A 25,280-nucleotide genomic window follows, 5' to 3' on the forward strand; every position below is an offset into this window, starting at 1 on the left:
GACGAGGTGTGGGACTTCTGCTCGCGGGGATTCGCCCGCGAGGCCTGACCGGCGGTCGACTGGTAGTTGAGCAGATAGCGCACGCGGTTTGCGTTGCGAGAATCAGATTCTCTAATATTCAGAACTAGAAGTAGCCAAAACGGATCCGCCGTTGACACTTGTTGGTGGGTGATGTCAGAGTTCAGTAGCGACACCATGCGCGCTCTCCTGCGGGGACAGGATGACCGCCGGTGAGCCAAGTTCCGGCGAGAGGCGATAATCCGTGACAGTCAGCGCGGCGAACGACGTCTACTTCGACCCGTACGACGTGGAGCTCAACGCCGACCCCTACCCGATGTTTCGGCGGCTGCGCGAAGAGGCGCCGCTGTACTACAACGTGCAGCACGACTTCTACGCGCTGAGCCGGTTCGCCGACGTCGACGACGCGATCGTCGATTACCAGACCTTCAGCTCGGCCAGGGGCGCGATCCTCGAAATCATCAAGGCGAATATCGAACTCCCGCCTGGGACGGTGATTTTCGAGGACCCACCGATCCACGACATCCACCGCAAGTTGCTGTCCCGGATGTTCACCCCGCGCAAGATCAACGAACTCGAGCCCAAGATCCGCGAATTCTGCGCTCGCAGTTTGGATCCGCTGATCGGTACCGACCGGTTCGACTTCGTCGCCGACCTGGGCGCGCAAATGCCGATGCGGGTGATCGGCATGCTGCTAGGAGTCCCCGAGGAAGATCAAGAAGCCGCACGCGATTTCGCGAATGCACAGATGCGCACCGAGGCCGGAAAGCCGATGGAAACCTCGATGGAAAACGTCGCGAGCCCCGAGTTCTTCGGCCGGTACATCGACTGGCGCACCGAACATCCATCCGACGACATCATGACCGAATTGCTCAACGCCGAGTTCGAGGACGAGACCGGGACCGTTCGCCGGCTCACGCGGGATGAACTGCTCACCTACCTCGGCGTGGTGTCCGGGGCGGGTAACGAGACCACCACCCGGTTGATCGGCTGGGCCGGCAAGGTGCTGGCCGAGCATCCCGACCAGCGCCGGGCTTTGGTCGCGGATCGGTCGCTGATCCCGGCGGCCGTCGAGGAGTTGCTGCGCTACGAGCCACCGGCGCCGCACGTGGCCAGGTACGTCACCCGTGACGTCGAGTACTACGGCGGGCGGGTGCCCGCGGGCAGCGTCATGATGATGCTGATCGGGGCGGCCAACCGCGACCATCGCCAATTCCCCTCGGACGGAGACGTTTTCGACATTGGGCGCGAGACACACCAGCATCTGACGTTCAGCGTCGGCACCCACTACTGTCTGGGCTCGGCGCTGGCGCGTCTGGAGGGCCGGATCGCGCTCGAGGAGATCTTGAAGCGCTTCCCCGAGTGGGACGTCGACCTGACCGAGTGCAAACTTTCCCCGACATCCACTGTGCGGGGTTGGGAGACAATGCCGGCTTTTGTCGGCTGAATGTCGGCTGAATCAGGAATTGAGGTAAACGATGACCGAAGACCGTGAAGGGCGTGTAGCCGGCAAAGTCGCTTTCATCACCGGGGCGGCGCGCGGTCAGGGCCGCAGCCACGCAGTGCGATTGGCCGAAGAGGGCGCCGACATCATCGCCGTCGACGTCTGCAAGCCGATCGTGAAGAACACCACCATCCCTGCGTCGACACCCGAGGACCTGGCCGAGACCGCTGATCTCGTCAAGGGCCTCAACCGCCGAATCGTCACGGCCGAGGTCGATGTGCGCGACTACGACGCGCTGAAGGGCGCGGTGGACAGCGGCGTGGAGCAGTTGGGCCGGCTGGACATCATCGTGGCCAACGCCGGCATCGGCAACGGTGGCGACACCCTGGACAAGACCAGCGAATACGACTGGCAGGAAATGATCGACGTCAACCTGTCCAGTGTCTGGAAGACGGTGAAAGCCGGTGTGCCCCATATCCTCGCGGGCGGCAAGGGCGGCTCGATCATCTTGACCAGCTCGGTCGGCGGAATCAAGGCTTACCCGCACTGCGGCAGCTATGTCGCCGCCAAGCATGGCGTGGTGGGCATTATGCGCTCCTTCGCAGTTGAGTTGGGGCAGCACATGATTCGCGTCAACTCGGTGCACCCGACCCATGTCAGCACCGCGATGATCATGAACGAGGGAACCTGGAAGCTGTTCCGGCCGGATCTGGAGAACCCGGGCCCGGATGACATGGCCCCGATCTGTCAGATGTTCCACACGCTGCCGGTTCCGTGGGTCGACGCGCGGGACATCAGCAATGCGGTGCTGTTCTTCGCCTCCGACGAATCCCGGTACGTCACCGGCGTCACTCTGCCTGTCGATGCGGGCAGCTGCTTGAAATAGGGTGCCGGGGCGCTGTGCTACGCCCGAATGCTGATCTTGAAGATGGCCGTGGATATTGCCCCGAAGGCACCGCGCCCCCCGATAAAGAGACGCTTGGTGTCGTAGCCTGCGACGTCTTTCATGTTTTCGCCGCCGAAGCGGGCTGGTGCCTGGCCGTCGGGTAGCACAACCTCGAGGCCGAGCAAGCCGTGGCGCACGCCAACCCGCTCAGGGCCACTGGCATCCGCGATCAATTCGCCGACGGAGCGTTCGGTCGCGTCGTCGGGAATGGCTGGGCAGCTCGCACCGTGTTCGGCGAGCTGTCGAGACAAGTCGTCAAGGCTGACTGCTGCGCCGACCACCAAGCTGAGGTTGGCGGTGTTCACCACGAATTGCCTCCCACTGGCGTTGGCGGCCGGCGTGGATTGCGTGACGGGAGCGACAGCGGCCCGTCGGTAAGGAGCCAGTGCGTTTTGCAACGCAGCTTCGAAAGAAGCCAGGACGGGTTCGTCCGGTGAAGGATCCGGCAACATGATGCCGGGGTTGAAAAGTGCTGCGGGATCGAAGACTCGTTTGATCACGCGTTGGGCGGCAATCTCGACGGGAGTGAAGCGCTTGGTCATGAATTGGCGTTTCTCGGTGCCTACTCCATGCTCGCCAGTGATGGTTCCCCCTAATTTCAAAGCGGCTTCGATGATTTCGTTGTTGGCTGCCTCCAGCGCAGCAGCCGCCTTGGGGTTGCCACGGTCGAAGAAGGTAGTGGGATGTAGATCACCGTCTCCGGCGTGGCCGGTCACCGCGATGAACAGCAGCCCGTCGGAGTGGCGGGCGGCGGCGGCTTGGATGGCTTCCTGCATTTCCGGGATGTGCTGGCGGGGAACAGTGACGTCACCTATGAAAAACCCCTTCCCGCTGCGCACTACGGCGTCTGGCGCGTGCAGGCGTCCGTACCACAGCTTGGCACGGGATTCCTCGTCATCGGCTCGGCGCACCTCCACGGCGTTGCGTCGCAGTACCTGCTCCACGATTTCGGTGTCGCGGTCCACCTGTTCAGCCGTGCCGTCAATGTCGATCAGCACGATCGCGTCGACATCGGTGGGATAGCCAGTGTCGGCGAACCGTTGAAGCCCGGCGATGCCGGCACGATCGAGCCATTCCACCGCGGCCGGCACTGTTCCAGTCCGGATGATGTCGGAGATGGTCTCAGCCGCGTCATGGGCGGTGGCAAAGCTGCCCATGAGGCTGCGCGTCACCGATGCGATCGGGCGCAGCGCCACGGTGGCCTCGGTGAGGATCCCCAGCGTGCCTTCCGAACCGATGAGCACACCCAGCAAGTCGGGGCCTTGGTCGGCAGCGCTGAGCTGGATGACGGTGCCGTCACAGAGCACTACCTCAATACTGAGGACGTGGCTGTAGGTGACCCCGTACTTGAGAGCATGTGGGCCGCCGGCGTTTTCGATGATGTTGCCCCCGACCGTAGCCAGCTGGGCAGACACGGGGTCCGGCGAAAAGCACAACCCGTGCGGGGCAACCTGTGCCTGCAGGTCGGCGTTGATGACACCGGGCTGAACGCGGGCGGTGCGAGCCACGGGATCGACGTCGAGAACCCGATTCATCATTGAGAGGTCGACCAGCACCCGACCCGGGTTGGGCATCATGGCGCCGGCGCAGTTCGACGCTCCGCCCCGGGTGACCAGAGGAATCTGGTGTTCGGCGGCGATGCGGACAACGGCGACGATTTCCTCCCGCGTGCCCGGACGCAATAGCAGCCCGGGTACACCGCCGAAACCCCAATAATCTCTACCGCTTTCGGCTAGCGTGCCGGGGTCGGTCGCCACCGCATCCGGACCGCTCAGCGCGGCAGTGAACGTTGCAATGATCGCGTCATCCATGTTGCGTTACTCCGTCGTCCTTTGGTTCACGGCGGGCGGGCTGTTCGTGGGCGTGCTGGACTGTGGCCACAGCGAAAGTCGCTGCAGCAAGGGACGTATCGGCCCGCTAGACCCCGACCGGGGCGGTGCGCACGTTGATGAGGGTGGGGCGTTGCCTATCGGCGATTCCGCTTCTCACCAACTCGACAACCTCGTCCGTCGTGTGTGCTTCGTGGGCGTCCACCCCGTAGCTTGCGGCGGTTGCCACGACATTGAGACCGGGTAGGTCGAGTCCGGGAACATTCGGTGTCTTCTCCCACCTGCCGAACTCCTTGACGACACCGTATTCGGCGTTGGACGCAACCACGACCGTGACCGGAATCTGGTAATGCGCCGCAGTCCACAACGCGGTGATCGCGTAATGCATTGAGCCGTCGCCCATTAGCGCAACTACCGGGCGATCCGGGGCCGCCAGCTGAGCGCCGACGGATGCGGGTAACCCCCAGCCAAGCCCGCCACCGGCGGCCGACAAATGCGAGAAAGGGTAACCGGGTCGAATGGCGTTGGTAATGGCGAGTTCGTTGCTCCCGGCTTCGCTGACCCACAATGTCTCCGTGGGTGCGGCGCGCCCGACCGCCGTCCACAGCTGTTCCGGCTTGAGCGGTGCCTGCACGTGTTCGAGGTCGGGGATGGGGCCACGCGGCGCCGGGGCGGACCGTTGGCTTGGTTTCGCGGCGTCAAGCAGCGCCCGGACGGCGCTGGCCAGGTCGGCGACGATCGCGTCTCCGACGGGAGCGCGGGCGGCTTCGTCGGGATCGTTGGTGAGGTGAATCATGCTTGCGCCCTCGGGCAGGTAGGGTCCGGGCACTTCGGGGTAGTACCGGAAGACCGGCGTTCCGATGGCCAGCAGCAGATCGTGTCCGGCCAGTGCCTGCGAGATCCAGCCCGCGCCCGGCGGCAAGGCGCCGCGGTACAGCGGATGATTCTCGGGGAAGCCGCTCCACCCCGTCAGTGGGGCGGTCCACACGACCGATTGGGTGCGTTCGGCCAGCCCGACCACTGCATCCCACGCACCGTAGCGTTCGACATCGCCGCCCACGATGAAGGCCGGCGATTTCGCGGCCTCCAGTCGCGCGCAGATCCGCTCGGCGAGTTCCGCCGGGAACCCCGCTGCGTGGGTCACCGAGCGGCCGCGCACCACGGCGGTGTCGGCGACCTGACCATCGCTGAGTTCGACCGGCATGTCGTCCATCGGCAACGAGACGAACACCGGCCCCATCGGTGGGGTCGTGGCCAGGTGAATGGCGCGGGCGAGTACGGCGGGTGCCTCGCTCGCGATGGCCGGCTCGGCCGCCCATTTCACGAACGGCCGCGGCACCGTGGTTGGCTCGATGTTGGTCAGCAGACAGTACTGGTTCTGCATGTTCCGTCGCTGATTTCCGGCCGTCACGATCAGCGGGGTTTTATTGCAGAACGCGTTGTAGAGCTGGCCTTGAGCATTGCCCATGCCCGGAGCGGTGTGCAGGTTGACCAGAGCGGGCCGGCCGGTGATTTGCGCATATGCGTCGGCCATCCCGACCGGAATCATCTCCTGCAGCCCTAGGAAGTAGCGGAGGTCGTCTGGGAAGTCCTGCAGCAGCGCAAGTTCCGACGAACCGGGATTGCCGAAGAAGGTCGTCAGGTTGTGCGCGCGCAGCAAATCGAGGATTGCATCGCGGACGGTGGTCATCTTGCCTCCAAGATCTTCGGGCCTGCGTTGTGGTGTTTGGGCGCCACCATTCAGCGCTGGATCGGGCCCCGCATCTTCACGATCGCCAACCATCGTCTGCCCGGTCAGGGCCGGAGCGCAATTGTCAACGGCTCAGGATCGCCGGGCATTGTTTGTGCTCTCACACAGGCTCGACCGCGGCGTTCGTGTCATCATCGTCGCGTGGCTGGTCTTTCCACCCCGAGCAGCTCGGTGCGGGCGATTTTTGGGCGGCTCGACGCCGACGAGATAGCGCGTCAGATGGATCTGGCGTTTCGAGAGTTGCCCAACTACACCCGATTCGTTGCCGACGATCACACGGATCGGGGTCATCCGGCCATTCGCTGGAACGTCGCTCTGGTGCTTCGTTGGTTGGCCGACGGTGTCGCACCCGACGAAAGCATGATCTCCGAGCTGCACGAGGTGGTGCGGGTCCGTGCGACGGCGGCCGAGCCGATGCACGAAGGGCTGCTCGTCTATCGGCAGGGGGCCCGCATCATGTGGAACATCTTGCTCGACGCGGCGACGGATACCGAACGCCCGTTGCTGCTCGAACAAGCCGACATCTTGTGGAGCTACCTGGAACTCGTGATCGACGCCTTTGGTCAGGCTTACGCCGACGAACAAGACGCGCCCGAGACGGTCGGCGAACGCCGTGCGGGGACACTCCTCGACAGATTGTGTGCACGGCAACCGATTACGGTCGATGATCGCGAGCGCGCGGAGTTTCTCGGATTTGACCTTGCCGGGCAATACCGGCCATTTGTGGCCCGCCTTGCCGGAGCGAACACTGCACACCACATCCGGCTGGCCAGCCGGCTACGGTCGCAAGGCGTGCTCGCGACGACCGAGGGCCGCCAGATCGCCGGGTTGTGCGCCGAGGGCTTCGATTGGGTCGGGCTGCTCGACGATCCTGATTTCCTGTTGGCGTGCGAGCGTCCGACCGAACGCCCCGGTCTGGCCGCTGCACTCGAAAGTTTGAGAATGCTGGTAGGTTTCGCCGATGACACCGGCCGCACCGGACTAGTCACCACCCGCGACTTTCTACCGCACCTGTTGCTGGCGCGGTCCCCGGAGATTGCCGACGACATCGTCGCGCGAGTTTTCAGTGGTCTCGAAGGCCTTGAGCACGTCGATCTCGCTGCGACGCTAAGGTGTCTGGCCGCCAACAGCTTTGACCGCGGAGCCACGGCGACCGAACTCATCGTCCACCGCAACACCGTGCTCTACCGCATCCAGCGGATCCAAAAGCTGACCGGCCTCGATCTGCAAAATCCCATCGACCAGAACCTGGTTTGCCTCGCCATCCTGTGGAGCCAGATCAAGCCGCAGTCCTCGCCGGGTTTCGGAGACGAGCAATACGCCCACTCGTCAAGCCCGAAGCCGGGGTAATACGCGTTCAGCTTGGCCGGCGCACCGACCACCCAAGAACCCTCGAACAACGACACCGGATACTGCATTCATGGATGAATTTGAAGGGCGCGGGGCGGTCATCACGGGCGGCGCGAGCGGCATCGGCTTGGCTACCGCCACCGAGTTCGCCCGACGCGGAGCCAAGGTTGTCCTTGCCGACATCGACCAACCCGGGCTGGAATGGGCCGTTACGCACTTGCGGGGCGGGGGTTTCGAGGCACACGGCGTGATGTGCGACGTCCGGCATCTCGATGAGGTCACGCATCTCGCCGAAGAGGCTTTCCGCCTGCTCGGTCAGGTCGACGTCGTCTTCAGCAACGCCGGAATTTGCGTGGCGGGTCCGATCGCGGAGATGACGCACGAGGACTGGCGCTGGGTGATCGATATCGACCTGTGGGGCTCGATCCACACCGTCGAGGCGTTCCTCCCGAAGCTGCTCGAGCAGGGCGCCGGCGGCCACCTCGCCTTCACCGCGTCCTTCGCCGGGTTGGTGCCCAATGCCGGCCTCGGAACCTACGGTGTCGCCAAATATGGCGTCGTCGCGCTGGCGGAGACGCTGGCCCGTGAGGTCAAAGACAAGGGCATCGGGGTGTCGGTGCTCTGCCCGATGGTTATCGCGACGAACTTGCTGGCCAACTCCGAACGAATCCGCGGCGCGGACTACGGGCTGGCGTCAACGCCCGACATAACCGGGTCGCTCGGCGCGCTCCCCGCTCAGGACGACACCGTTGGCGTCAAGGACACCGCCCGCTTGATCGCCGACGCGATACTGGCCAACCGGCTCTACATCCTTCCGCACGAAGCCTCCCGGGCTTCGATTCGCCGCCGGTTCGAGCGCATCGACCGGACTTTCGACGAGCAGGCCGCCGAAGGCTGGCGCCACTAGGTTGTGCGAGCTGGGGCACCTCCGGCCGACGATATGTGGATAGGCGACACTTCAGACGGTTACCCAAAATCCTATTGGCTCTTGGTCTTCAGATGTTGTTCCAGCTGATCCAGACTGGCGCGGGCGGCGGCCAGCGCGGCATGCGGGTCTGTCCCGCTGGGCGGGGCGCGCAGCATCGCGACCGCGCAGTCGGACATCTGTTCCGCGATCGGCTCGACGGGGTGATCCGGATCCGGCTCGTACCACCATGCCACCCAGTTGCACATCCCGTGCACACTCAACGCCGCCACGCGCGAATCGAGGGGCCGGAATTCGCCGGCGGCAATGCCGTCCTCGATGAGGCCGCGCAGTTCGGCGAACGCGTTGCGGCGGCCTTCCAGGAAAGCCGCCGCGATATCGTCGGGCAGCGCGTGCGCCGATCGGTCGAGCAGTTGGAAGCGAGTACGGTCGCGGGCGCGGTCGGTGACCATCAGATAGGCGATGCGCCGCAGCCGGTCGGCGTGGCTGAGAGTCGGGTCGGCCCGAATCTCGCGGGAGCGGGTTACCGAAGCGCCGGTCAGGTCGGCGACGATCTCGGCCAGGACTTCATCTTTGCTCTTGACGTAGTAATAGAGCGCCTGCCGGGTGATTCCGACCGAGTCCGCGATGTCTTGCAGGCTGGTACTGGCGAATCCGCGTTCGGCGAACAACCGGGCGGCATGTTCATGGATCTCGGATTCGACGAGTTCGCGCCGGACCCTTCCGCGCCGCTGGTTGTCTTCGCCGTTACCGGCTCGTCGCGCCATGATTGCTGAGGTTACGCGCGGTTGGGATCCACGGCGGGCCGTTTGCTCAGCGGCGATCGCGCGCAAGCACTTCTTGTCGATCTTGCCGACCTTGTTGGCCCTCGGCAGGTCAAATGGGCCGCTGCCCGATCACGCCGTCGGCTTCCAGCTGCGCGATCTCCGACGCAGTCAGGCCCAGCCCGCCGAGCACCTCATGGTTGTGCTGCCCGAGCAACGGCGCGGGTTGGGTGTGGAACACGCCGGGCCCGTCGGAGCACCTCATCGCGACGGTGCTGAGCTTGGCCCGGCCGTTCACCGGGTGATCGAGTTCTTCGAAGAAGCCGCGGAAAGCCAACTGATCAAGCTCGGTTTGGCGATGGGGCTGCATCACCTTGGCGACCGGCACACCCGCATCCCAGAGGGCCGCGACGATGTCGTCGCCGCTGCGGCGCTCACACCACGCGGCCAGCCGCTCGTCGATCAGATCCTGATTCTCGCGCCGACCTGGCATATCGGACAGTGTGGGATCCATTGCCCAGGAGGGTGATCCGAGTGCGGCACCCAACTGTCCCCATTGCGCGTCGGTTGCCACCGCGATGGCAACCCAGCTGTCGAGTCGGCCGAACTCGTCGACGTCGGCGGTACGGTAGAGGTTCTGCGGCGCCGCCGTTGGGCCCCCGTTCCCGGCACGTTCCAGCAGCGCCCCATACGCCGAGTATTCGATGATCTGCTCACACGAGATGCTCAGTGCGGCATCGACCATCGCCGCTTCGACCAGCACACCCTCGCCGGTGCGGCGGCGGTGCTCCAGCGCGAGCAGCAGGGCGTTGAGCGCGTGCACGCCGGCATTGGGGTCACCGATGGAGTAGGGCTCGTACGGAGGGCGGTCGGGATAGCCGGTCAACCAACTCAGCCCGGCCGCCGACTCGATCGCGTACGCGAACGCGGGATTGTCGCGCCACGGCCCGTCAAGCCCGAACCCGGGCATCCGAAGCATCACCGCGTCGGGCCGAACCGCTTGCACGGCAGCGAAATCCAGCCCGATCTGGTCCAGCACGCGTGGAGTGAAGTTTTCCACGACCACGTCACATGTCGCGATGAGCCGGCGCAGTATTTCCTGCCCGCGCGCGCTCTGCAGGTCCATCGCCAGGCCCTTCTTGTTGCTGTTCAGCGCGGCGAAGATCGGCGACTTCTCCCACCACCGGTCTTCGCTGACCGGGATACCGGCGATCAGTCGGGTGCCGTCGGGGCGACGGGCGGATTCCAGGTGAATGACCTCGGCACCGAGCATCGCGAGAAAATGGGTGCAGCACGGCCCCGCCCAGAACGTCGTCATATCCAGGACCCGAAGCCCGTTGAACGGCAGTTGATTTGCCGGTCCGGTCGGTGCGGCTCGCGAGGTCGGACTGGCCGACCGGTAGCGCGCGGTGTGCTCGCCCAGCCGTGGCGCCGAACCAGGACCCCGAAGTTGCGCGGGCCGCAGCCGATACGGGTGGCGCGGTTGGTCGAATCCGTCGCGCGGATTGCGCACAAACGAACCGCGCTCGACGAAGTGCTCCAGCGTTGCGATGTTGGCGCCGTTGGCGACCGGCGCGTTGGGAATCCGAAATGCCGTTGCCAGCTCCCGGATCTGGTCGACCGGGTTGCTCTCGACCCAGGCATAGATCTCGTCGGCATGGATGTTGGCCTGCTCGGTGATCGACAGCGGCGATTGCTCGTCGATCCACTCCGGGTGTCCGACCATCGCGCACAGATCGAACCACTGCTGCGCGGTCCCACACCCCAGATCGACCAGGCCGTCCTTGGCCTGCGCCACACCTGGCACCGTGAGTCGGCGGGCGTCTCGCCAGGGCCGGCCGAGCATCTCGAAATAGGTGACCGGGTAATAGGTAAGGCACAGGATTTGTGTCTCCAGCATCGACAGGTCGACCAGCTGCCCTGCACCACTCTGTATTTGGCGAAGCCGCGACGCCAGCGTGGCGGCGCTCGCATACGCGCCGGCCAGGTATTCACCCACCTGTCCGCCGACGAACACCGGTGCCCGGTTCGGCAGCCCGCGCCCCAGCCCGACGATTCCACCGGACCATGCCTGCAGGGTGAACTCGGTCGCCGCACGGTCCTTCCAGGGCCCCTCCAGGCCGAAGGGGGTGATCGCCGTGACAGTCAGATGAGGATGAGCAGCGTGCATGGCGGCGGGTGTGAAGCTTTGCTGCTCGGCGACTTTCGAGCCGGCGGACCACACCACCGCGTCCGCTGCCGTCAGCAGCCGGGTGACCATCCCGACGTCGTCCGCGCTGGAGGGATCGGCGACGACGCTGTGCTTGCCACCGGCCAGAAAGCTGAACAGCGCCCCGTCGCTTCCGGGATCGATCACCGCGCCGGAGGACGACCACCGCCGCAGCGGATCACCTTCAGGCGGCTCGATTTTGATGACGCCGGCGCCGCCGTCGGCGAGCAGCTTGGTGCAGTACGCGCCGGCTATGCCGGTGGATAGGTCGACAACCGTGTAGCCGGCCAGCGGCGCGCGGGTTGCGGCTCCCCCACTCACGCCTGCCACGACGGACTCGAGGTCAGCACTTCGGCCCCGTCGGCCGTGATCAGGACCGCCTCTCGCCCGAATACCGCACCCACTCCCTGCTCCCAGACGTAGCCCGTCACCGCGAGCACCATTCCCGGCTCCAGCTTTTCGTCGGCCGCGGTCGCCGGTAGGTGCGACGAGATGACCGGCGGGTCGAAGCCCATGCCCAGGCCCCGGGCCACCGGCATCGGCGGGGCCGGCTCCCCCGCGGCCTGGTAGGCGGCGAGCAACTCACCGGCGCCGGCGCCCGGTCGGCACACCGCTATCAGCTTGGACCACAAGGCATCCCACCGCTTATACAACGGCCCGGCTGCCTCGGTGCCGCCGGCGGGCCAGGTGCGCCCGACCTCGCCGATATAGCCACCCGCCAACACCCCGGCGGAAAAGGCCACCAGGTCGCCGGACCGGACCCGACCGTCCGAGCTGGCCCGTCGCCACGGGTGGTCGCGCGAAGTCACCCACGCGACATCCTGATTCGACGGGGTGCTCACCCCACCGGCGGCGAGGGCTTCCAGCAGCACACCGGCCAATGTCTGTTCACTCACCCCGGGCCGCAGCTCGGCCACCGCGGCGGCCAGGCCCGACTCGGCCACCGCGATCGACTCGCGCAGCGCGCCCACTTCCTCGTCGGTCTTGATGCGCCGGGCGGCACGCATGGCCAGCTCCCCGTCCACCAGCTCGGCGTTTGGAAACGCCGACGGCAGCAGTTTCGCGAAAACCGGTGACAGCGCATCGGTTCCGACGCGGCGGGCGGTAGCAGCACCGTCAATGCGCCCCAGCGCCGCGATGGTGTTCATCGGATTCCACGAGATGCCGTACAGGTGGTCGTGCGGGATGTCGTCGGGAATGCCTTCGTCCCAGGTGCTGAGCAGATGAACCGCACCTGTGGCCCGCACCAGTACACAGGTCGGCCCGAACGGCCGGGTCCCGGCGACCCACAGTTGCGGCGCGCCAGTGACATAGCGGACGTTGGCCTGCCGACCGAGGACCAGGACATCCAGGTCGTGTTCGGCCATCTGGGCCAGCGCCCGTTCCCGGCGCCCCGAACGCAGTGCCCGATCGTCGGGCAGGACTTCAGTTCCCATAGGGGTCATAGGGGTAGTCGGTCAATCGTGTCCAGCCTCCCTCGGTGATTACCAGCACCTCTTCGCTGCGGTACCCGCCGGTGCCGTCCTCCCATACCACCGGCTCGAGGACCAGCACCATGTTCGGCTGCAGCACAAAGTTTTCATCGAACTCGTCGCCGAGATCGGTTCCGATCATCGGCATTTCGGCGGCGTTCACCCCGATACCGTGACCCAGGTAGAAATGCGGCAGCCAGGGCCGGGTACCGCCGTTGGCCGCGGTTGCCGCCCTGCCCAGATCGGCGGCGGTCGCTCCGGCCCGGGCGACCTCGAGGACGGCGGTCATGATTTCCGACCACCGCTCGAACTGCGCCTGCTGACGCGGCGTGGGATCACGACCGACGATCCAGGTGCGCCCGAAGTCCGAGCAATACCCGCCGTAGGTGATGCTGACATCCGTCCACAGCACGTCACCCTCGGCCAGTTCCCGCTCGGTGCTCAGCAGCGGCAGCGCCAGATCACCGTGCGTTGTCCACACGCCTTCGGCTTTGCTGTGCGGCATGACCTGCCAAATGGGTTCCAGCATGCTGGCCGTGGCCCCCAACTCGAAGGCCCGCCGCAAAAAGCTTGCCGACAAGTCGATCTGGCGGATGCCCGGGGCCAGAGCCTTCTGGACGTCGACCATCGCCTCGTCGGTGATCCGGATCGCCGTGCGCATGCAGGCCAATTCGTCCGGTGTTTTGATCAACTTCGCGGCACTGACCACCGCGGCGGCGTCGACGGGAGAACCACTGGGGAACAACATCTTTCCGGCGCGCGACATGGCACCGGTGCACTCGTCGACCGCGATCACCGCTGCCGCCGGAATCAGGTCGGCCATCAGACGTACGAAATTCTTTACCCCTTCGTCGAATTCGAGGTAGACCGGTCCGTGTAAGTGATCGGCCGGCAGCTCCGACTCCTGCGATACACCTTCGCGGAACGGCAGAAAGAGATGCGGCCACTCGTCGCCGGCGAGCACCACCGCGACCGGCCGCTCGACGTGGGAGAGGCCGGCGTCGCCCAGCGGCCAACTGGTCCCGGTGGCATAGACGACGGCGTTGTTGCCCAGCAGGATCAACGCGTCGACGCCCCGTTCGGCCATCGCCGACCGCAGCCGCGCCCCGGTTTCCCGCCGCATCCGCGTCAGGTCGGGTACGTCGGGAATCACCAAGCCGGTACCGGCGGATCGGCTCGCTTGTGCGAAAGTCGTCACAGGCCCAAGAATTCGGTGATGTTCCCGCTGACGATCCGGACCGCGTCCTGGGACCCGACAGCGTCGACGACGGCGGCCAGTGACTTCTCGGAATACCCGTAGGTGCTTTCGTTGTGCGGGTAGTCCGACGACCACATCACCTTGTCCACACCGATCTTGTCGATCAGCTCCAGCCCGAGCGGGTCGACCATGAACGACGCGCTCATGTGGTTGTCCCAGTAGTACCGCACATCGTGCAGCAGCGGCCAGTTGAACATGTGCCGATAGGACGCCACCAGGTGCTCGGCGTCCTGCAGAGCCCAGGGCACCCAGGAGATGCCGCCCTCGAACCAACCGATCCGCAGGCCCGGGTGCTGATCGAGGATGCCACCAAAGATGTACTTGGAGAACGTCTCCCGGAAACCGTCGATGTTGATCATCATTCCGACGACGACGCTGTTGAACTCGCACGGACTCTTCGGCGGGGTCTCCCCAATGTGGTGCGTCAACGGGAGGCCGGAGGCTTCGATCTCGTCCCACACCGGGCTCATCGAAGTGCTCGCGTAGTCGATCGGGTTGCCGTCGTCGTCCTTGCCCGGGTTCAGCGGCATCAGGAACGTCTTGAGCCCCAACGATTTCAGCTCGTCCAACGTCCGCCGAGTGCCAGCCGGGTCCCACCAGTTGATCAGGCCGGCGCCGTAGAAGTGGCCGTTGGAGCGCTCCTGCAGCTCGGCGATGTACTCGTTGTAGATGCGGAACGCAAGTTCGCGAAGCTTCTTGTCCGGGTAGTGGAAAAGTGCCAGCACCGCGTTGGGGAAGGCCAGTTCCTTCTCGACGCCGTCCTCGCGCAACTCCTGGATCCGGGCCTCGATGTTGGTGCTCGCGGCTCCCGGGAGGTCGTCGTACTGCATCAACACCGCACTGAAGTCGCCCGGCAGGAACGACTGCCCCTTGCGCCCGACTTGATAGGCACCGTCCTCGTACCAGATCCGCGGCGCCTTCTCCTTGAGGTCGTCCGGGAAGCGCTCGTAGAAGATGTCGGCGGCTAACGAAATGTGGTTGTCCGCGGAGAAGACCACGGTTCCTTCCGGCAGACCCACATCACGGCCAATGGCGTGCCCACGGCGATCCTTCGGTGCGCCATAGCCTTCCGGCGGGTAGAGCGGGACAGTCTGAGTCGACATTGCTGACCTTCCAAATCGGGCTTAGTAACTAGGCTTACCAGCTCACCGGCAGTTCGTAGACGCCGTAGGCGAGTCGATCGTGTTTGAACGGGATGTCGGCGACCGGGACGGCAAGCGACAGCGTGGGGATGCGGCGGAACAACGTGCGGAAGACGATCTGCATCTCGGCGCGGGCGAGCTGCTGGCCGACGCACTGATGCCGGCCGTAGCCGAACGCGACATTGCGGTCCGCACCCGAACGGTGCAGATAGAGGCGGTCCGGCTCGGCGAAGGCGTCCGGGTCCCAGTTGGCCGGTGCCAGGTCGATGATGATGCCCTCGCCGGCCCGGATCACCTCGCCGGCGATGTGGATGTCTTCGACGGCGACGCGGCGCTGGCCGTTCTGGATGATGCTCAGGTAGCGGAGCAACTCCTCGACTGCGCTGGCCACGATCTTGGGGTCTTCGGAGTCGCGGATGACGGCAATCTGGTCGGGGTTTTCCAGCAGGGCGAGCACACCCAGCCCCAGCATGTTCGCGGTGGTTTCATGCCCCGCGATCAGCAGTCCGGTGCCCAACTGGCCCGCCTCTTTGACGCTGAGTTCACCCGCTTTGACCCGCTCGGCCAGATCCGAAACCGCATCCTCGGCCGGATTTTCCGTCTTTGCCTCGACCAGCTGGCACAGGTATTTGTGCAGGCTCATCGCGCCTTTGGCGGTGTCCTCGCCGGTCGCATAGCGCGACAACCCGACGTTGGCGTGGTGCTGGAACATCTCGGCGTCCTCGTAGGGCACGCCCAGCAGCTCGCTGATCACCAGGGAGGGCACCGGCAGCGCCAACGCGGTGACGATGTCGGCCGGTTTCGGGCCGGCCAGCATGGCGTCGATGTGGTCGTCGGTGACCTGCTGGATGGTCGGCCGCAGCCCCTCCACCCGCTTGAACGTGAACGGCTTCGACAACATCCGCCGGAATCGGGTGTGCTCTTCGCCGTCGGCGGTGAAGACCGATCGAGGGCGTTTGTGCACGGTCGACAACATGCCCGCGTTCCAGTGCGGAAAGCCGGGCACCCGGTCGTCGACGCTGACCCGGGAGTCCGAGAACAGCTCTCGGCACTGCTCGTAGCCGGTGATGAGCCACGGGGTGCTGCCGTCCCAGATCCGGACCCGGGACAGCGGCCGCTCTTCGGCCAGTGCCATGACGTCCGGAGGCGGGGCGAACGGGCAGCCCGCCGCTCTGGGCATCGGATACTCCGGGATTTCGGGCGCGGCTTCGGTCGTGCCACTTGCCAGTGTTTGCGACATCTTTCTCATTCCTCGATATGAATCGCCAGCGCGGGACAGGCCGCGGCCGCCCGGCGCGCGCCCTCGGCCTGGTCGGCCGAAGGGTTCGCGTTGAGCAGCACGACAACGCCGTCGTCATCCCGCTGGTCGAATACCTCGGGCGCATTCATCACGCAATTGCCCGAGGAGGCGCAGGTATCTTGGTCGACAGTCACTTTCATGTGCAGACTCTTCACTCCTGGGGCGTCACGGGCGCCATCCACAGGCCCACGATCGCGTCGATAAGACCGGATGCGGCTGCCCGCCAAGACGATTGGTGCATCGATGACCCTGCCACGAGCGCGCGTTCCCGATCCGCGCAGGTGTGCATCAGCAGGTTGCGGGCCATCACGTTGCGCTCGAAGCGCACCTCGGCCGGCAGGTCGGGCAGGCAGCGGTTGATGCCGTCGACGACCTGAACCAGCGACGGCGAACTCAGGGCGCCTTTGACGATGATGTTGTAGTAAGCGGGATCGGTCATTGCCTGGGCGGCGAAACGCGCATACCAGGTGGGGTTACCCAGGGCCTCCAGGTGCTCGGTGAGCGGGCGCACCAGGCAGGCCACCCAGTCGCGCATCTCGGCCGACCCGTCCAGCTCCGACACCATCTGGTCGCGGAGCTCTTCGACCGGCCCACGATGCTTCTGCTCGATGGCCCGCACCAGATCGGCTTTGGTGCCGAAGTGGTAGCCGACCGCAGCGTTGTTGCCCTGACCGGCGGCCTCACTGACCTGCCGGTTGGACACGGCGAACATGCCGTGCTCGGCGTACAGCCGCTCGGCTGCCGCAAGGATCGCTTCCTGCGTCGAGGTGGCACGCTCGGTGCGCACAGTCCTGGCAGAGGCGGTCATGCCACCTAGTGTTCCGCGTATTCGGGTATTAAGTCAAGCGATTGATTTAAATTGTCGAGGGGGTCCGGGGCAAGTCCCTGCCGAGCGCTATCGGTCAGTGGCCGGGGTCGAACTCGATGGGCAGCGTGGTTGGCCCGCTGATGGATGTCAGCGGCTTCCACGGGGCCGGACTGGTGCGCCGAGCATTGGGCATGCGCCGGGTGATCACCGACAGAGCTTCGGCCAGCTCGAGTCTGGCCAAATTTGCGCCCAGGCAATAGTGCGCGCCCGCCCCGAAGGTCTGCATCGGCGGAGCGCCCTCCCGGGTGATGTCGAGCCGGTCGGGGTCTTCGTAGACCGCGGGATCGCGGTTCGCGGCGGCAGTGTTCGCGATGACCAGAGTGCCGGCCGGGATCATGACGCCGGCAAGTTCGACATCCTCCAGCGCCGTACGAAGGGTTCCGGCTGCGATCGGAGAATGGCGCATCGTTTCCTCAACCGCGTTCATCGCGAGCTCGGGATGCCGGCCGAGTAGCGCCCACTGGTCGGGGTGATCACAGAGCACGTGCACCGAGGCGGCCAGCTGATTTCGCGTGGTATCCGTGCCGGCCATCAGCAGGCTCGCCACCAGCATGCGTAGCTCGTCGGCGCTGAGGCGATCGCCGTCGTCCTCCGCGCGAATCAGCTCCGAGATGAGGTCGTCGGTCAATGTTTGGCGCCGGTTGGCGATCATGCCGTCGATGTAAGCGTCGAGTTCGTCCCACGCCGCCAAGATGACCCGCTCGTGTGCGGCGACGTTCCAGTCGAAGACCTTGAAGATGTCGTCGGTCCAGTCTGAGAACAGCTCCCAATCCGCCGACGGCGCGCCGAGCAGTGCGCAGATGATCGGGATCGGATATTGGCGGGCGATGCCGGTGACCACCTCGCAATGCCCAGATTCGGCGTGGCGGTCGACGAGTTCGTTTATCACGTCAACGATCGTCGTGCGCAGTCGTGCGGTGGCGCGGGGTGTGAAGGCTTTGGACACCAGTCGCCGCAGCCGGAGGTGTGCGGCCCCGTCCAGGCTGATCAGGTTCGTCGCGACCCGCTCCCATAACGGACCGCTGGTAATGCCTTGGGCGGCAAGGAACATGCCCTGGGGAACCCGGAACCGCGGATCGCGCAGAACGCTTCGCACCAGCTCGTAGGTCAGCACCTCCGGCCCGTGCGACCCGATCGCCAGCGGCGCCTGCCGTCGCGCCTGGCTGATGATCTCGTGGGCCTCATCCAGGTTCTGCAGATGCTCATAGTTGATCTTCGGCAGATCAGCATCGAAGACGATCGGGCAGATCGGTCGATCAACCGTGATTGTCATGGCGGCCCCTGACGGTCATCGGGATATTTGCTACCAAGTCTTGGCGCCGGGGCCCCGCGCCACATGCGTAGTCGACTACCTGTCTTTGTGCGGAGGCAGGGCGGTTATCGGCATTTCTGCTGATGCTCTAGGAATTAACCCCGGTCGACGGTGCCTGGCCCGACCAGCGAGCGGACCCGCCGCCGCGGAACTGAAACGACCTACGGTGAGGTTGCTATTGACCCGACGCCGTCACTGCCGGGCAGACGACAGGAAGCGGACCGTCATCGGCCCGAGGATGCGCTGATAGCCCGCCGGCAGGACCCGCACCAGCAGATCGAAGGCTCTGGCATCGGGGCCCACCAGCACGCGGGCCTTCTTCTGACGGACACCCTTCAAGATGATCCGGGCCGCCCGCTCGGCGCTGGTGATGGCGACCTTCTCGAACACCTTGACTGCGGCCTCTTTGTCAAGGCCTTCAGCACCTTCGGCGTTACGCGCGATTGCCGTCTTGACGTACCCGGGATGTACCACCGTCACCGCGACGGGGTGGCCTGCCGCGGTCATCTCTTGGCGCAGCGCCTCGGTGAAACCTCGGACGGCGAACTTGGCCGAGTTGTACGCGGCCTGACCCGGCACGCCGAACAAACCGAACATGCTCGACATGTTGACGACGTGGCCGTCACCGGATGCGATGAGATGCGGCAGGAACGCCTTGGTTCCGTTGACGACTCCCCAGAAGTCGACGTCCATCACCCGCTCGATGTCCTTGAACCCGCTGAGTTCGATGTCACCGAGAAACGCGATGCCGGCGATGTTGTAGATCTGGTTGACGGTTCCGAAGTGCGCCTTGACGGTGTCGGCGTAACCCAGGAACGCCTCGCGCTCGGTGACGTCGAGGCGGTCCGCCCGCACCTCCGCGCCGATACCGCGGATGAGCTCCTCGGTCCCGGCAAGCCCGTCGGCGTCGAAGTCGCTGATCGCCAACCGCGCGTCTGATCGGGCCAGTTCGAGCGCCAGAGCCCGCCCGATCCCCGAACCGGCGCCGCTGATCGCGGCGACCTTCCCTGCGAATCCGTCCATGGGTGCGCCCTTTCGCTGATCGGTGCGATCGATTGTGACGCGCGGGCTCGCCGAGCAGACGCAGAATCGCACCTTTTGACGTCAATGAGTGCGATTCTGCGTCTGCTCGCGGTACTGGGGGGTGTGGTTATTCCTGGCGTTTGGGCCGGATTACTTTGCCGGCGACCGTTCCACCGTCCACCGGCAGCACAGTGCCGGTGACGTAGCGCGAACGGTCCGTGGCGAAATACAGTGCCGCCTCCGCGATGTCGTCGGGTGTGCCCTCGCGCTTCAGCGGCCGGTCGTCGCGCATGGTCTGGCGGATGCGCGCCTCGTACCGTTCGAGTTCGGCCGGATCCATATCCCCGGCCGATGACGTCAAGATCGGCGTGGGTATGTTCCCCGGCGCGATGGCGTTGACCCGAATCTCATAGTGTGCCAACTCGATTGCCGCACACTTGGTGAACTGGATGAGCGCCGCCTTGGACGCGCGATAAATCATCACCCCACCGCCGGCCTGGATTCCGCCGATCGAAGTCATGTTGATGATGGATCCGCCACCATGGTCGGCCATATGCCGGGCGGCATCTCGGGTACCTGCCATCACACCCAGCACGTTGACCGACATGATGCGGTGGAAGTCGGACAGGTCGTCGTCGAGGAGTCGGTGCAGGGGCCCCGAAACTCCGGCGTTGTTCACCATGACGTCCAAGCCGCCGAACTTCTCGACGGCGGCAGCCACCAGCGCACCGACCTGCTCGGGGTCGGAGACATCCGTGCGGACGAAGGACACGTCGGCGCCCAGGGCGTCGGCCAGGGCTTCGCCTCTCTCGGTTTCGACGTCGGCGATGACGACTCGCGCACCCTCGGCCGCAAACCGCTCGACGATGCCACGACCGATACCCGAGGCACCGCCGGTGACGATGGCCACTTTGCCGGCAAGTTCACTAACCACAGGACGAGTTAATCGGCGACGGCCAGGTTAAGTCAAGCAGTTGATTTAAGAATGCGTCGGCAGCCGACGGTAGGGTCAGATCCGCAACCTTTTAGATGCGGCAGGGCGCGTGGCACGGAATCGGGCGCAACACTTGCGTGGTCGGCGTGTTGAATGCACGACGCTGGAACGCTTGACGTCGACTGCCAACTCGGGCCAGAGCCAGGTACTGGTGCTGCGCGGCGAGGCCGGCATCGGCAAGACGGCGCTGCTTGACTACGCGTCCGAGCGCGCGTCGGGCTTCCGTATCACCAAGGTGGGCGGCGTGGAGTCCGAGATGGAGCTCGCGTATGCCGCGTTGCAACAACTCTGCGCACCACTGCTCGACTGCACCGAACGATTACCGGCGCCCCAACGCGACGCGCTGAACATCGCGCTTGGCCGCAGCGCCGGGTCGGCACCCGATCGCTTTCTGGTCGGGCTGGCTGTCCTCAGCCTGATCGGAGCAGCCGCCGAGAGCCAACCGCTGATCTTCCTGGTCGACGACGCCCAATGGATCGACCGCGTGTCGGCGCAAACCTTGGCTTTTGTCGCCCGCCGCCTGATCGCCGAGCCCGTCGCGATGATCTTCGCGGCGCGCGACGGAAACCCCGCGGCCGGCGATGACCTGGCCGGGCTGCCGGAGTTGACGGTCCGCGGGCTGGCTGCCGGCGATGCCCGCGCATTGCTGGATTCCGTCATCCTCGGCCGGTTGGACGACCAGGTGCGAGACCGTATCGTCGCCGAAACGCGGGGCAATCCGCTCGCGCTGCTGGAACTGCCCAGGGGCCTGACGGCCACCGAGTTGGCGGGCGGCTTCGAGCGGCCCGACATTCGGCCACTGGCCAGTCAGATAGAAGAGACCTTTCTCCGCCGGATCCGGTCCCTGTCCCACCACACCCAACGGCTGTTGCTGACCGCCGCCGCGGAGCCGGTCGGCGACGCGGCCCTGCTGATGCGCGCCGCCGAGCGGCTGGGGCTTCCGCAGGACGCCTCGGCGGGCGCCGAAGCGGCGGGGTTGATCGACGTGGGAACGCGGGTGCGGTTCCGTCATCCGCTGGTGCGTTCGGCCGCATACCGGACCGCGGACCTGATCGAACGCAGACGCACGCACCAGGCGCTGGCCGAGGCAACCGACCGGCAAACCGATCCCGACCGGCGCGCCTGGCACCTGGCCATCGCAGCCTCCGGTCCGGACGAGTCCGTCGCCGCTCAACTCGAGCACTCCGCCGACCGCGCGCAGGCCAGAGGGGGCGTCGCCGCCGCGGCTGCCTTCTTGGAACGGGCGGCACAGCTGACCTCCGACCCAAGACGCCGCGGGAGCCGAGCGCTCGCCGCCGCCCAGGCCAAACGCGACGTAGCCGCCTTCGACGCCGCCGAGGAGTTGCTGACCATCGCCGAGTCAGCCTCGCTGGACGAGCTGCAGCGGGCGCGCGTCACGCGACTGCGCGCGCAGATCGCCTTCGCCAGGAGCCGCAGCGGCGACGCCGATGCGCCGACGGTCTCCGATTCCGCCGTCGGCCTGCTCAACGCCGCCGGCCGGCTGGAAAACCTTGACGACGCGCTGTCCCGTGAGACGTACCTGGAAGCCGTCGGGGCGGCACTGTTCGGTGGCCGGCTGTGCCCGCGCGGCGGTATCACGATGACCGCGACTGCCGCCCGCGCGGCACCCCCAGGACCGCAACCCGCGCGACCGGTCGATCTCCTACTGGACGGCATCGCGATACGCGCCACCGACGGTCACGCCGCAAGCCTGGCGACGCTTCGCGAGGCGCTGGCCCTCATCCGCGCCGAAGCCGAACGCGCCGACGGCGACATCATGGGCTGGTTCTGGCGGGCCTTCCCGATCGTGCAGGAATCCGCGGCCCACGAAGTCTGGGACGACGAGGTGTGGCACGAGCTGGCCACCCACGCCGTCCGGCTCGCGCGCGACGCGGGCGCGCTCGCGGTGTTACCACTTGCCCTGGTTTACCGGGCCGGTGTGCATGTGCAGGCCGGCGAGTTCGCAGCGGCCTCCGCACTCATCGAGGAGGCCGACGACATCACCGCAGCAACCGGCTACGCGCCGCTCAAGTACCACTCGGTGTTGTTGGCCGCATTGCGCGGCGCCGAAGCCGACGCGCTGAAGCTGATCGAGACCGCGGCCGCGGATGGAACCGCCAGAGGCGAAGGCCGCGTCGTCGGGTTGACGAGCTATTCCACCGCGGTGCTGTACAACGGCCTCGGCCGCTACGAGGAGGCATTCGCCGCCGCCCAACGGGCCTGCGAGGACGAGGATCTGGGTCTGTTCGGCTGGTGCCTTGTCGAACTCGTCGAAGCAGGCGCGCGAAGCGGCGAACAGGAGGCGGCGCTGGACGCTTTGCGTCAGCTCGAAGAGCGGACTCTCAACAGCGGAACAGACTGGGCCGCAGGATTTTTGGCCCGGTCGCGGGCATTGCTCGCCGACGACCCGACGGCCGAAGCCTACTACCAGGAGGCGATCGAGAAACTCGGCCAGACCCGAATCGTCGTCCACCTGGCCCGCGCCCATCTGGTCTACGGGGAATGGCTGCGCCGTTGCAACCGGCGGGTGGACGCTCGCGCGCAGTTGCAGACCGCCCACGAGATGTTCGCGCGCATGGGCGCTGACGCGTTCGCCGAGCGCGCCCGGCGCGAGCTGCTGGTGACCGGCCAGAAAGTGGGCAAGCGCTCCACGGCGTCGGGTGACGGGCTGACCGCGCAGGAGGCACAGATCGCCCGACTGGTCGGTGAAGGCCTGACCAACCCCGAGGTCGCCGCACAGTTGTTCATCAGCACCCACACCGTCGAATGGCACCTGCGCAAGGTGTTCGCGAAGCTCGGTATCACCTCGCGTCGACAACTCCGCGGTATGACTACGGACTTCCAAGGGTTCGAATTGCCGGCGTCCGGTGCAAGGCTGGATTCACCAGTTCAACGCGGACCCGGAAAGGCTTGATCATGAAGTTTGTAGTCATCGGCGGCACTGGACTAATCGGCTCGCAGGTCGTCGCCCAGCTGGCCGAGCTGGGCCACGAGGCGGTCTCAGCCTCACCCCGCTCGGGTGTCGACACGCTTACGGGCGAAGGTGTGGCCGAAGCCGTTGCCGGTGCGCACGTGGTCGTCGACGTGTCGAACTCGCCGTCCTGGACCGACGAAGACGTGATGAACTTCTTCACCACCTCGACCCGCAACCTCCTTGAGGAGGAGCGGGCCGCCGGCGTGCAACACCACGTCGCGCTGTCGATCGTGGGCGCCGACCGGGCCGGCGAAAGCGGTTACATGCGGGCCAAGGTCGCCCAGGAGAAGCTGATCGAGGAATCGGGATCCCCGTATTCCATCGTGCGGGCCACGCAGTTCTTCGAATTCGTTGACGGCATTGCCGATTCGATGGCCGACGGCGGCACGGTCCGTGCGCCGCACGGGGCGTTCCAGCCCATCGCGGCCGCGGATGTCGCCACGGCAGTCACCCGCGCGGCGACCGACGAACCGGTGAACCGGACGATCAACATCGCCGGTCCCGACAAGCTCGGCATGGACGACTTCATCCGCAACCGCTTCGCCGCGACCGGCGACGCACGCCAGGTGGTGACCGACGCGGAGGCCCGCTATTTCGGTGCGGTGCTCGATGAGCGCAGCATCGTCCCGGTCGACGGCGAAGAAGTGACGATCTACCCCACCCGCTTCAGCGACTGGATGCCCACTCACCTGCCGAGTGGGACGCATTAGGGCCCCGGAGGAGGCGACTCCGATGGAGCTGATGGACCACACCGCCGTAATCACCGGCGGTACGGCGGGCATCGGGCTGGAGTCGGCACGACTGCTGGCAAGCGAGGGAGCCACCGTGATCATCTCGGGCCGCGATCGTGCCCGTGGGGAGCAGGCGGCTGAATTGATCGGCGCGAACGCGCGGTTCATCCCGGCCGACATGGCCGACCCCGAGTCGGTGAATTCGCTTGTGCAGCAGTGCGGCGACGTCGACATCGTCGTCAACAACGCCGGCAGCTTCCCGTCGGCGTTGACGGTCGACCAGGACATGGCAGCCTTCGAGACCATCTTCGACACCAACGTCCGCGGCGCGTATTTCCTTGTCGCAGGACTGGTTCCAGCTATGGTGCGACGCCGTCGAGGCAGCATCGTCAACATCACCACCATGGCGGCGTTCAAAGGGATTCCCGGCGCGTCCGGGTACAGCGCATCCAAGGCCGCGCTGGAGTCGCTCACCCGGACCTGGGCCGCCGAGTTCGGGTCGGCCGGGGTGCGAGTGAACAGCGTGGCGCCAGGTCCCACCCGCACGCTCGGGGTGGCCGCCGAATGGGGCGACACCAACGAGGAACTCGGCAGGGCGTTGCCGTTGGGCCGCACCGCGTTTGCGTCCGAGATCGCCGAGGCCGTGCTATTCCTGAGCTCGCCGAGGTCCAGCTTCATCACCGGCTCCACGCTGCACGTCGACGGCGGTGGCGCGGCCGTCTAGCTCAGGCGATAGACCTGAGGCCGCCCACCGCGATCTCACCCCAGCTGCGCGGCACCGGCAATCTACCGACCAATACGCCGCCGCCGAAGGTGGCCGCCACCTTCATCTCCGGCAGGCCCGGGCTCTTCGCCGCGGCCGAGGTGCCCGACGAGGTCATGCTCGCCGGTGAACTGATTGTCGCCGCAAAGGCGCTCACCGGTGACTGGAACGGTCGCAGCCGCAGCATGGTGTTCATCGCCGCGGTGGC

Annotated in this window: 21 protein-coding genes; 7 read left to right on the forward strand and 14 right to left on the reverse strand. The window is 66.0% G+C overall.

Features of this window, described 5'->3' with window-relative positions; translation table 11 throughout:
- A partial coding sequence (locus tag VML93_RS12605; protein ID WP_325611003.1) for a hypothetical protein occupies positions 1–197 on the reverse strand: 197 nt, incomplete at its 3' end.
- Positions 198–262: 65 nt separating this feature from the next.
- Here VML93_RS12605 and VML93_RS12610 point away from each other — a divergent pair.
- Together VML93_RS12610 and VML93_RS12615 are read left to right on the forward strand one after the other, a co-directional pair.
- Complete coding sequence (locus tag VML93_RS12610; RefSeq protein ID WP_325611005.1) at positions 263–1,465, forward strand: cytochrome P450; 1,203 nt, start codon at positions 263–265, stop codon at positions 1,463–1,465.
- A gap of 31 nt (positions 1,466–1,496) precedes the next feature.
- Positions 1,497–2,348, forward strand: coding sequence for a mycofactocin-coupled SDR family oxidoreductase (locus tag VML93_RS12615; RefSeq protein ID WP_325611007.1), 852 nt, complete (start codon positions 1,497–1,499; stop codon positions 2,346–2,348).
- A gap of 17 nt (positions 2,349–2,365) precedes the next feature.
- Here VML93_RS12615 and VML93_RS12620 read toward each other — a convergent pair whose 3' ends face one another.
- Positions 2,366–4,219, reverse strand: a complete 1,854-nt coding sequence (locus VML93_RS12620) for an FAD-binding oxidoreductase (RefSeq protein WP_325611010.1) — start codon at positions 4,217–4,219, stop codon at positions 2,366–2,368.
- A gap of 106 nt (positions 4,220–4,325) precedes the next feature.
- A complete protein-coding gene (mdlC, locus tag VML93_RS12625) occupies positions 4,326–5,927 on the reverse strand; it encodes a benzoylformate decarboxylase (protein WP_325611012.1) in 1,602 nt (533 codons plus the stop codon).
- A gap of 201 nt (positions 5,928–6,128) precedes the next feature.
- Between mdlC and VML93_RS12630 the strand changes: the two genes are divergently transcribed.
- A complete protein-coding gene (locus VML93_RS12630; RefSeq protein WP_325611013.1) occupies positions 6,129–7,337 on the forward strand; it encodes a helix-turn-helix domain-containing protein in 1,209 nt (402 codons plus the stop codon).
- A gap of 70 nt (positions 7,338–7,407) precedes the next feature.
- Entirely contained in the window at positions 7,408–8,244 is an 837-nt protein-coding gene (locus VML93_RS12635; protein WP_325611014.1) for an SDR family NAD(P)-dependent oxidoreductase, read from the forward strand.
- 71 nt (positions 8,245–8,315) lie between these two features.
- Here VML93_RS12635 and VML93_RS12640 read toward each other — a convergent pair whose 3' ends face one another.
- From VML93_RS12640 to VML93_RS12690, 11 genes are all read right to left on the reverse strand, one after another.
- Positions 8,316–9,029 carry a TetR/AcrR family transcriptional regulator gene (locus tag VML93_RS12640; RefSeq protein ID WP_325611015.1) on the reverse strand — a complete coding sequence of 238 codons (714 nt, stop codon included), beginning with the start codon at positions 9,027–9,029 and terminating at the stop codon, positions 8,316–8,318.
- 109 nt (positions 9,030–9,138) lie between these two features.
- Entirely contained in the window at positions 9,139–11,556 is a 2,418-nt protein-coding gene (locus VML93_RS12645) for a CoA transferase (protein WP_325611017.1), read from the reverse strand.
- A complete protein-coding gene (locus VML93_RS12650) occupies positions 11,553–12,671 on the reverse strand; it encodes a M24 family metallopeptidase (RefSeq protein ID WP_325611019.1) in 1,119 nt (372 codons plus the stop codon). Before VML93_RS12650 ends, VML93_RS12645 begins: the two co-directional genes overlap by 4 nt.
- Positions 12,661–13,830, reverse strand: a complete 1,170-nt coding sequence (locus VML93_RS12655) for a Xaa-Pro peptidase family protein (RefSeq protein WP_325611037.1) — start codon at positions 13,828–13,830, stop codon at positions 12,661–12,663. The genes VML93_RS12650 and VML93_RS12655 overlap by 11 nt, the downstream gene beginning before the upstream one ends.
- A gap of 71 nt (positions 13,831–13,901) precedes the next feature.
- Positions 13,902–14,963 carry an amidohydrolase family protein gene (locus tag VML93_RS12660; protein ID WP_325611039.1) on the reverse strand — a complete coding sequence of 354 codons (1,062 nt, stop codon included), beginning with the start codon at positions 14,961–14,963 and terminating at the stop codon, positions 13,902–13,904.
- Positions 14,964–15,102: 139 nt separating this feature from the next.
- A complete protein-coding gene (locus tag VML93_RS12665) occupies positions 15,103–16,347 on the reverse strand; it encodes a cytochrome P450 (protein ID WP_325611021.1) in 1,245 nt (414 codons plus the stop codon).
- A 5-nt stretch (positions 16,348–16,352) separates the two neighbouring features.
- Entirely contained in the window at positions 16,353–16,547 is a 195-nt protein-coding gene (locus VML93_RS12670) for a ferredoxin (RefSeq protein ID WP_325611023.1), read from the reverse strand.
- 11 nt (positions 16,548–16,558) lie between these two features.
- Positions 16,559–17,215, reverse strand: a complete 657-nt coding sequence (locus VML93_RS12675; protein WP_325611025.1) for a TetR family transcriptional regulator — start codon at positions 17,213–17,215, stop codon at positions 16,559–16,561.
- Positions 17,216–17,309: 94 nt separating this feature from the next.
- On the reverse strand, positions 17,310–18,548 hold the full coding sequence (locus tag VML93_RS12680) for a cytochrome P450 (RefSeq protein ID WP_325611027.1): 1,239 nt from the start codon (positions 18,546–18,548) through the stop codon (positions 17,310–17,312).
- A 231-nt stretch (positions 18,549–18,779) separates the two neighbouring features.
- Entirely contained in the window at positions 18,780–19,610 is an 831-nt protein-coding gene (locus VML93_RS12685) for an SDR family NAD(P)-dependent oxidoreductase (RefSeq protein WP_325611029.1), read from the reverse strand.
- Positions 19,611–19,737: 127 nt separating this feature from the next.
- Entirely contained in the window at positions 19,738–20,544 is an 807-nt protein-coding gene (locus VML93_RS12690; protein ID WP_325611030.1) for an SDR family oxidoreductase, read from the reverse strand.
- A gap of 133 nt (positions 20,545–20,677) precedes the next feature.
- Between VML93_RS12690 and VML93_RS12695 the strand changes: the two genes are divergently transcribed.
- From VML93_RS12695 to VML93_RS12705, 3 genes are read left to right on the forward strand one after another with little or no spacing between them, the layout of a single operon-like run.
- The gene (locus tag VML93_RS12695) at positions 20,678–23,518 is read left to right on the forward strand and encodes a helix-turn-helix transcriptional regulator (protein WP_325611032.1); all 2,841 of its coding nucleotides are present in this window, start codon (positions 20,678–20,680) and stop codon (positions 23,516–23,518) included.
- A gap of 2 nt (positions 23,519–23,520) precedes the next feature.
- Positions 23,521–24,288, forward strand: coding sequence for an SDR family oxidoreductase (locus VML93_RS12700; RefSeq protein ID WP_325611034.1), 768 nt, complete (start codon positions 23,521–23,523; stop codon positions 24,286–24,288).
- A gap of 22 nt (positions 24,289–24,310) precedes the next feature.
- Positions 24,311–25,033 (forward strand): SDR family oxidoreductase, encoded by a 723-nt coding sequence (locus tag VML93_RS12705; RefSeq protein ID WP_325611035.1) that lies wholly within the window; start codon positions 24,311–24,313, stop codon positions 25,031–25,033.
- The last annotated feature ends 247 nt before the right edge of the window (positions 25,034–25,280 follow it).

Origin of the sequence: Mycobacterium sp. (assembly GCF_035499775.1) — a bacterium.
Lineage (GTDB): Bacteria > Actinomycetota > Actinomycetes > Mycobacteriales > Mycobacteriaceae > Mycobacterium.

Coding starts and splice junctions, on each gene's coding strand:
- VML93_RS12670 (WP_325611023.1), bottom strand. CDS start 16,547: ATGAAAGTGACTGTCGACCAAGATACCTGCGCCTCCTCGGGCAATTGC.
- VML93_RS12685 (WP_325611029.1), bottom strand. CDS start 19,610: ATGGACGGATTCGCAGGGAAGGTCGCCGCGATCAGCGGCGCCGGTTCG.
- VML93_RS12650 (WP_325611019.1), bottom strand. CDS start 12,671: ATGGGAACTGAAGTCCTGCCCGACGATCGGGCACTGCGTTCGGGGCGC.
- VML93_RS12705 (WP_325611035.1), top strand. CDS start 24,311: ATGGAGCTGATGGACCACACCGCCGTAATCACCGGCGGTACGGCGGGC.
- VML93_RS12620 (WP_325611010.1), bottom strand. CDS start 4,219: ATGGATGACGCGATCATTGCAACGTTCACTGCCGCGCTGAGCGGTCCG.
- VML93_RS12640 (WP_325611015.1), bottom strand. CDS start 9,029: ATGGCGCGACGAGCCGGTAACGGCGAAGACAACCAGCGGCGCGGAAGG.
- VML93_RS12680 (WP_325611027.1), bottom strand. CDS start 18,548: ATGACAATCACGGTTGATCGACCGATCTGCCCGATCGTCTTCGATGCT.
- mdlC (WP_325611012.1), bottom strand. CDS start 5,927: ATGACCACCGTCCGCGATGCAATCCTCGATTTGCTGCGCGCGCACAAC.
- VML93_RS12635 (WP_325611014.1), top strand. CDS start 7,408: ATGGATGAATTTGAAGGGCGCGGGGCGGTCATCACGGGCGGCGCGAGC.
- VML93_RS12665 (WP_325611021.1), bottom strand. CDS start 16,347: ATGTCGCAAACACTGGCAAGTGGCACGACCGAAGCCGCGCCCGAAATC.
- VML93_RS12615 (WP_325611007.1), top strand. CDS start 1,497: ATGACCGAAGACCGTGAAGGGCGTGTAGCCGGCAAAGTCGCTTTCATC.
- VML93_RS12700 (WP_325611034.1), top strand. CDS start 23,521: ATGAAGTTTGTAGTCATCGGCGGCACTGGACTAATCGGCTCGCAGGTC.
- VML93_RS12675 (WP_325611025.1), bottom strand. CDS start 17,215: ATGACCGCCTCTGCCAGGACTGTGCGCACCGAGCGTGCCACCTCGACG.
- VML93_RS12655 (WP_325611037.1), bottom strand. CDS start 13,830: ATGCGGCGGGAAACCGGGGCGCGGCTGCGGTCGGCGATGGCCGAACGG.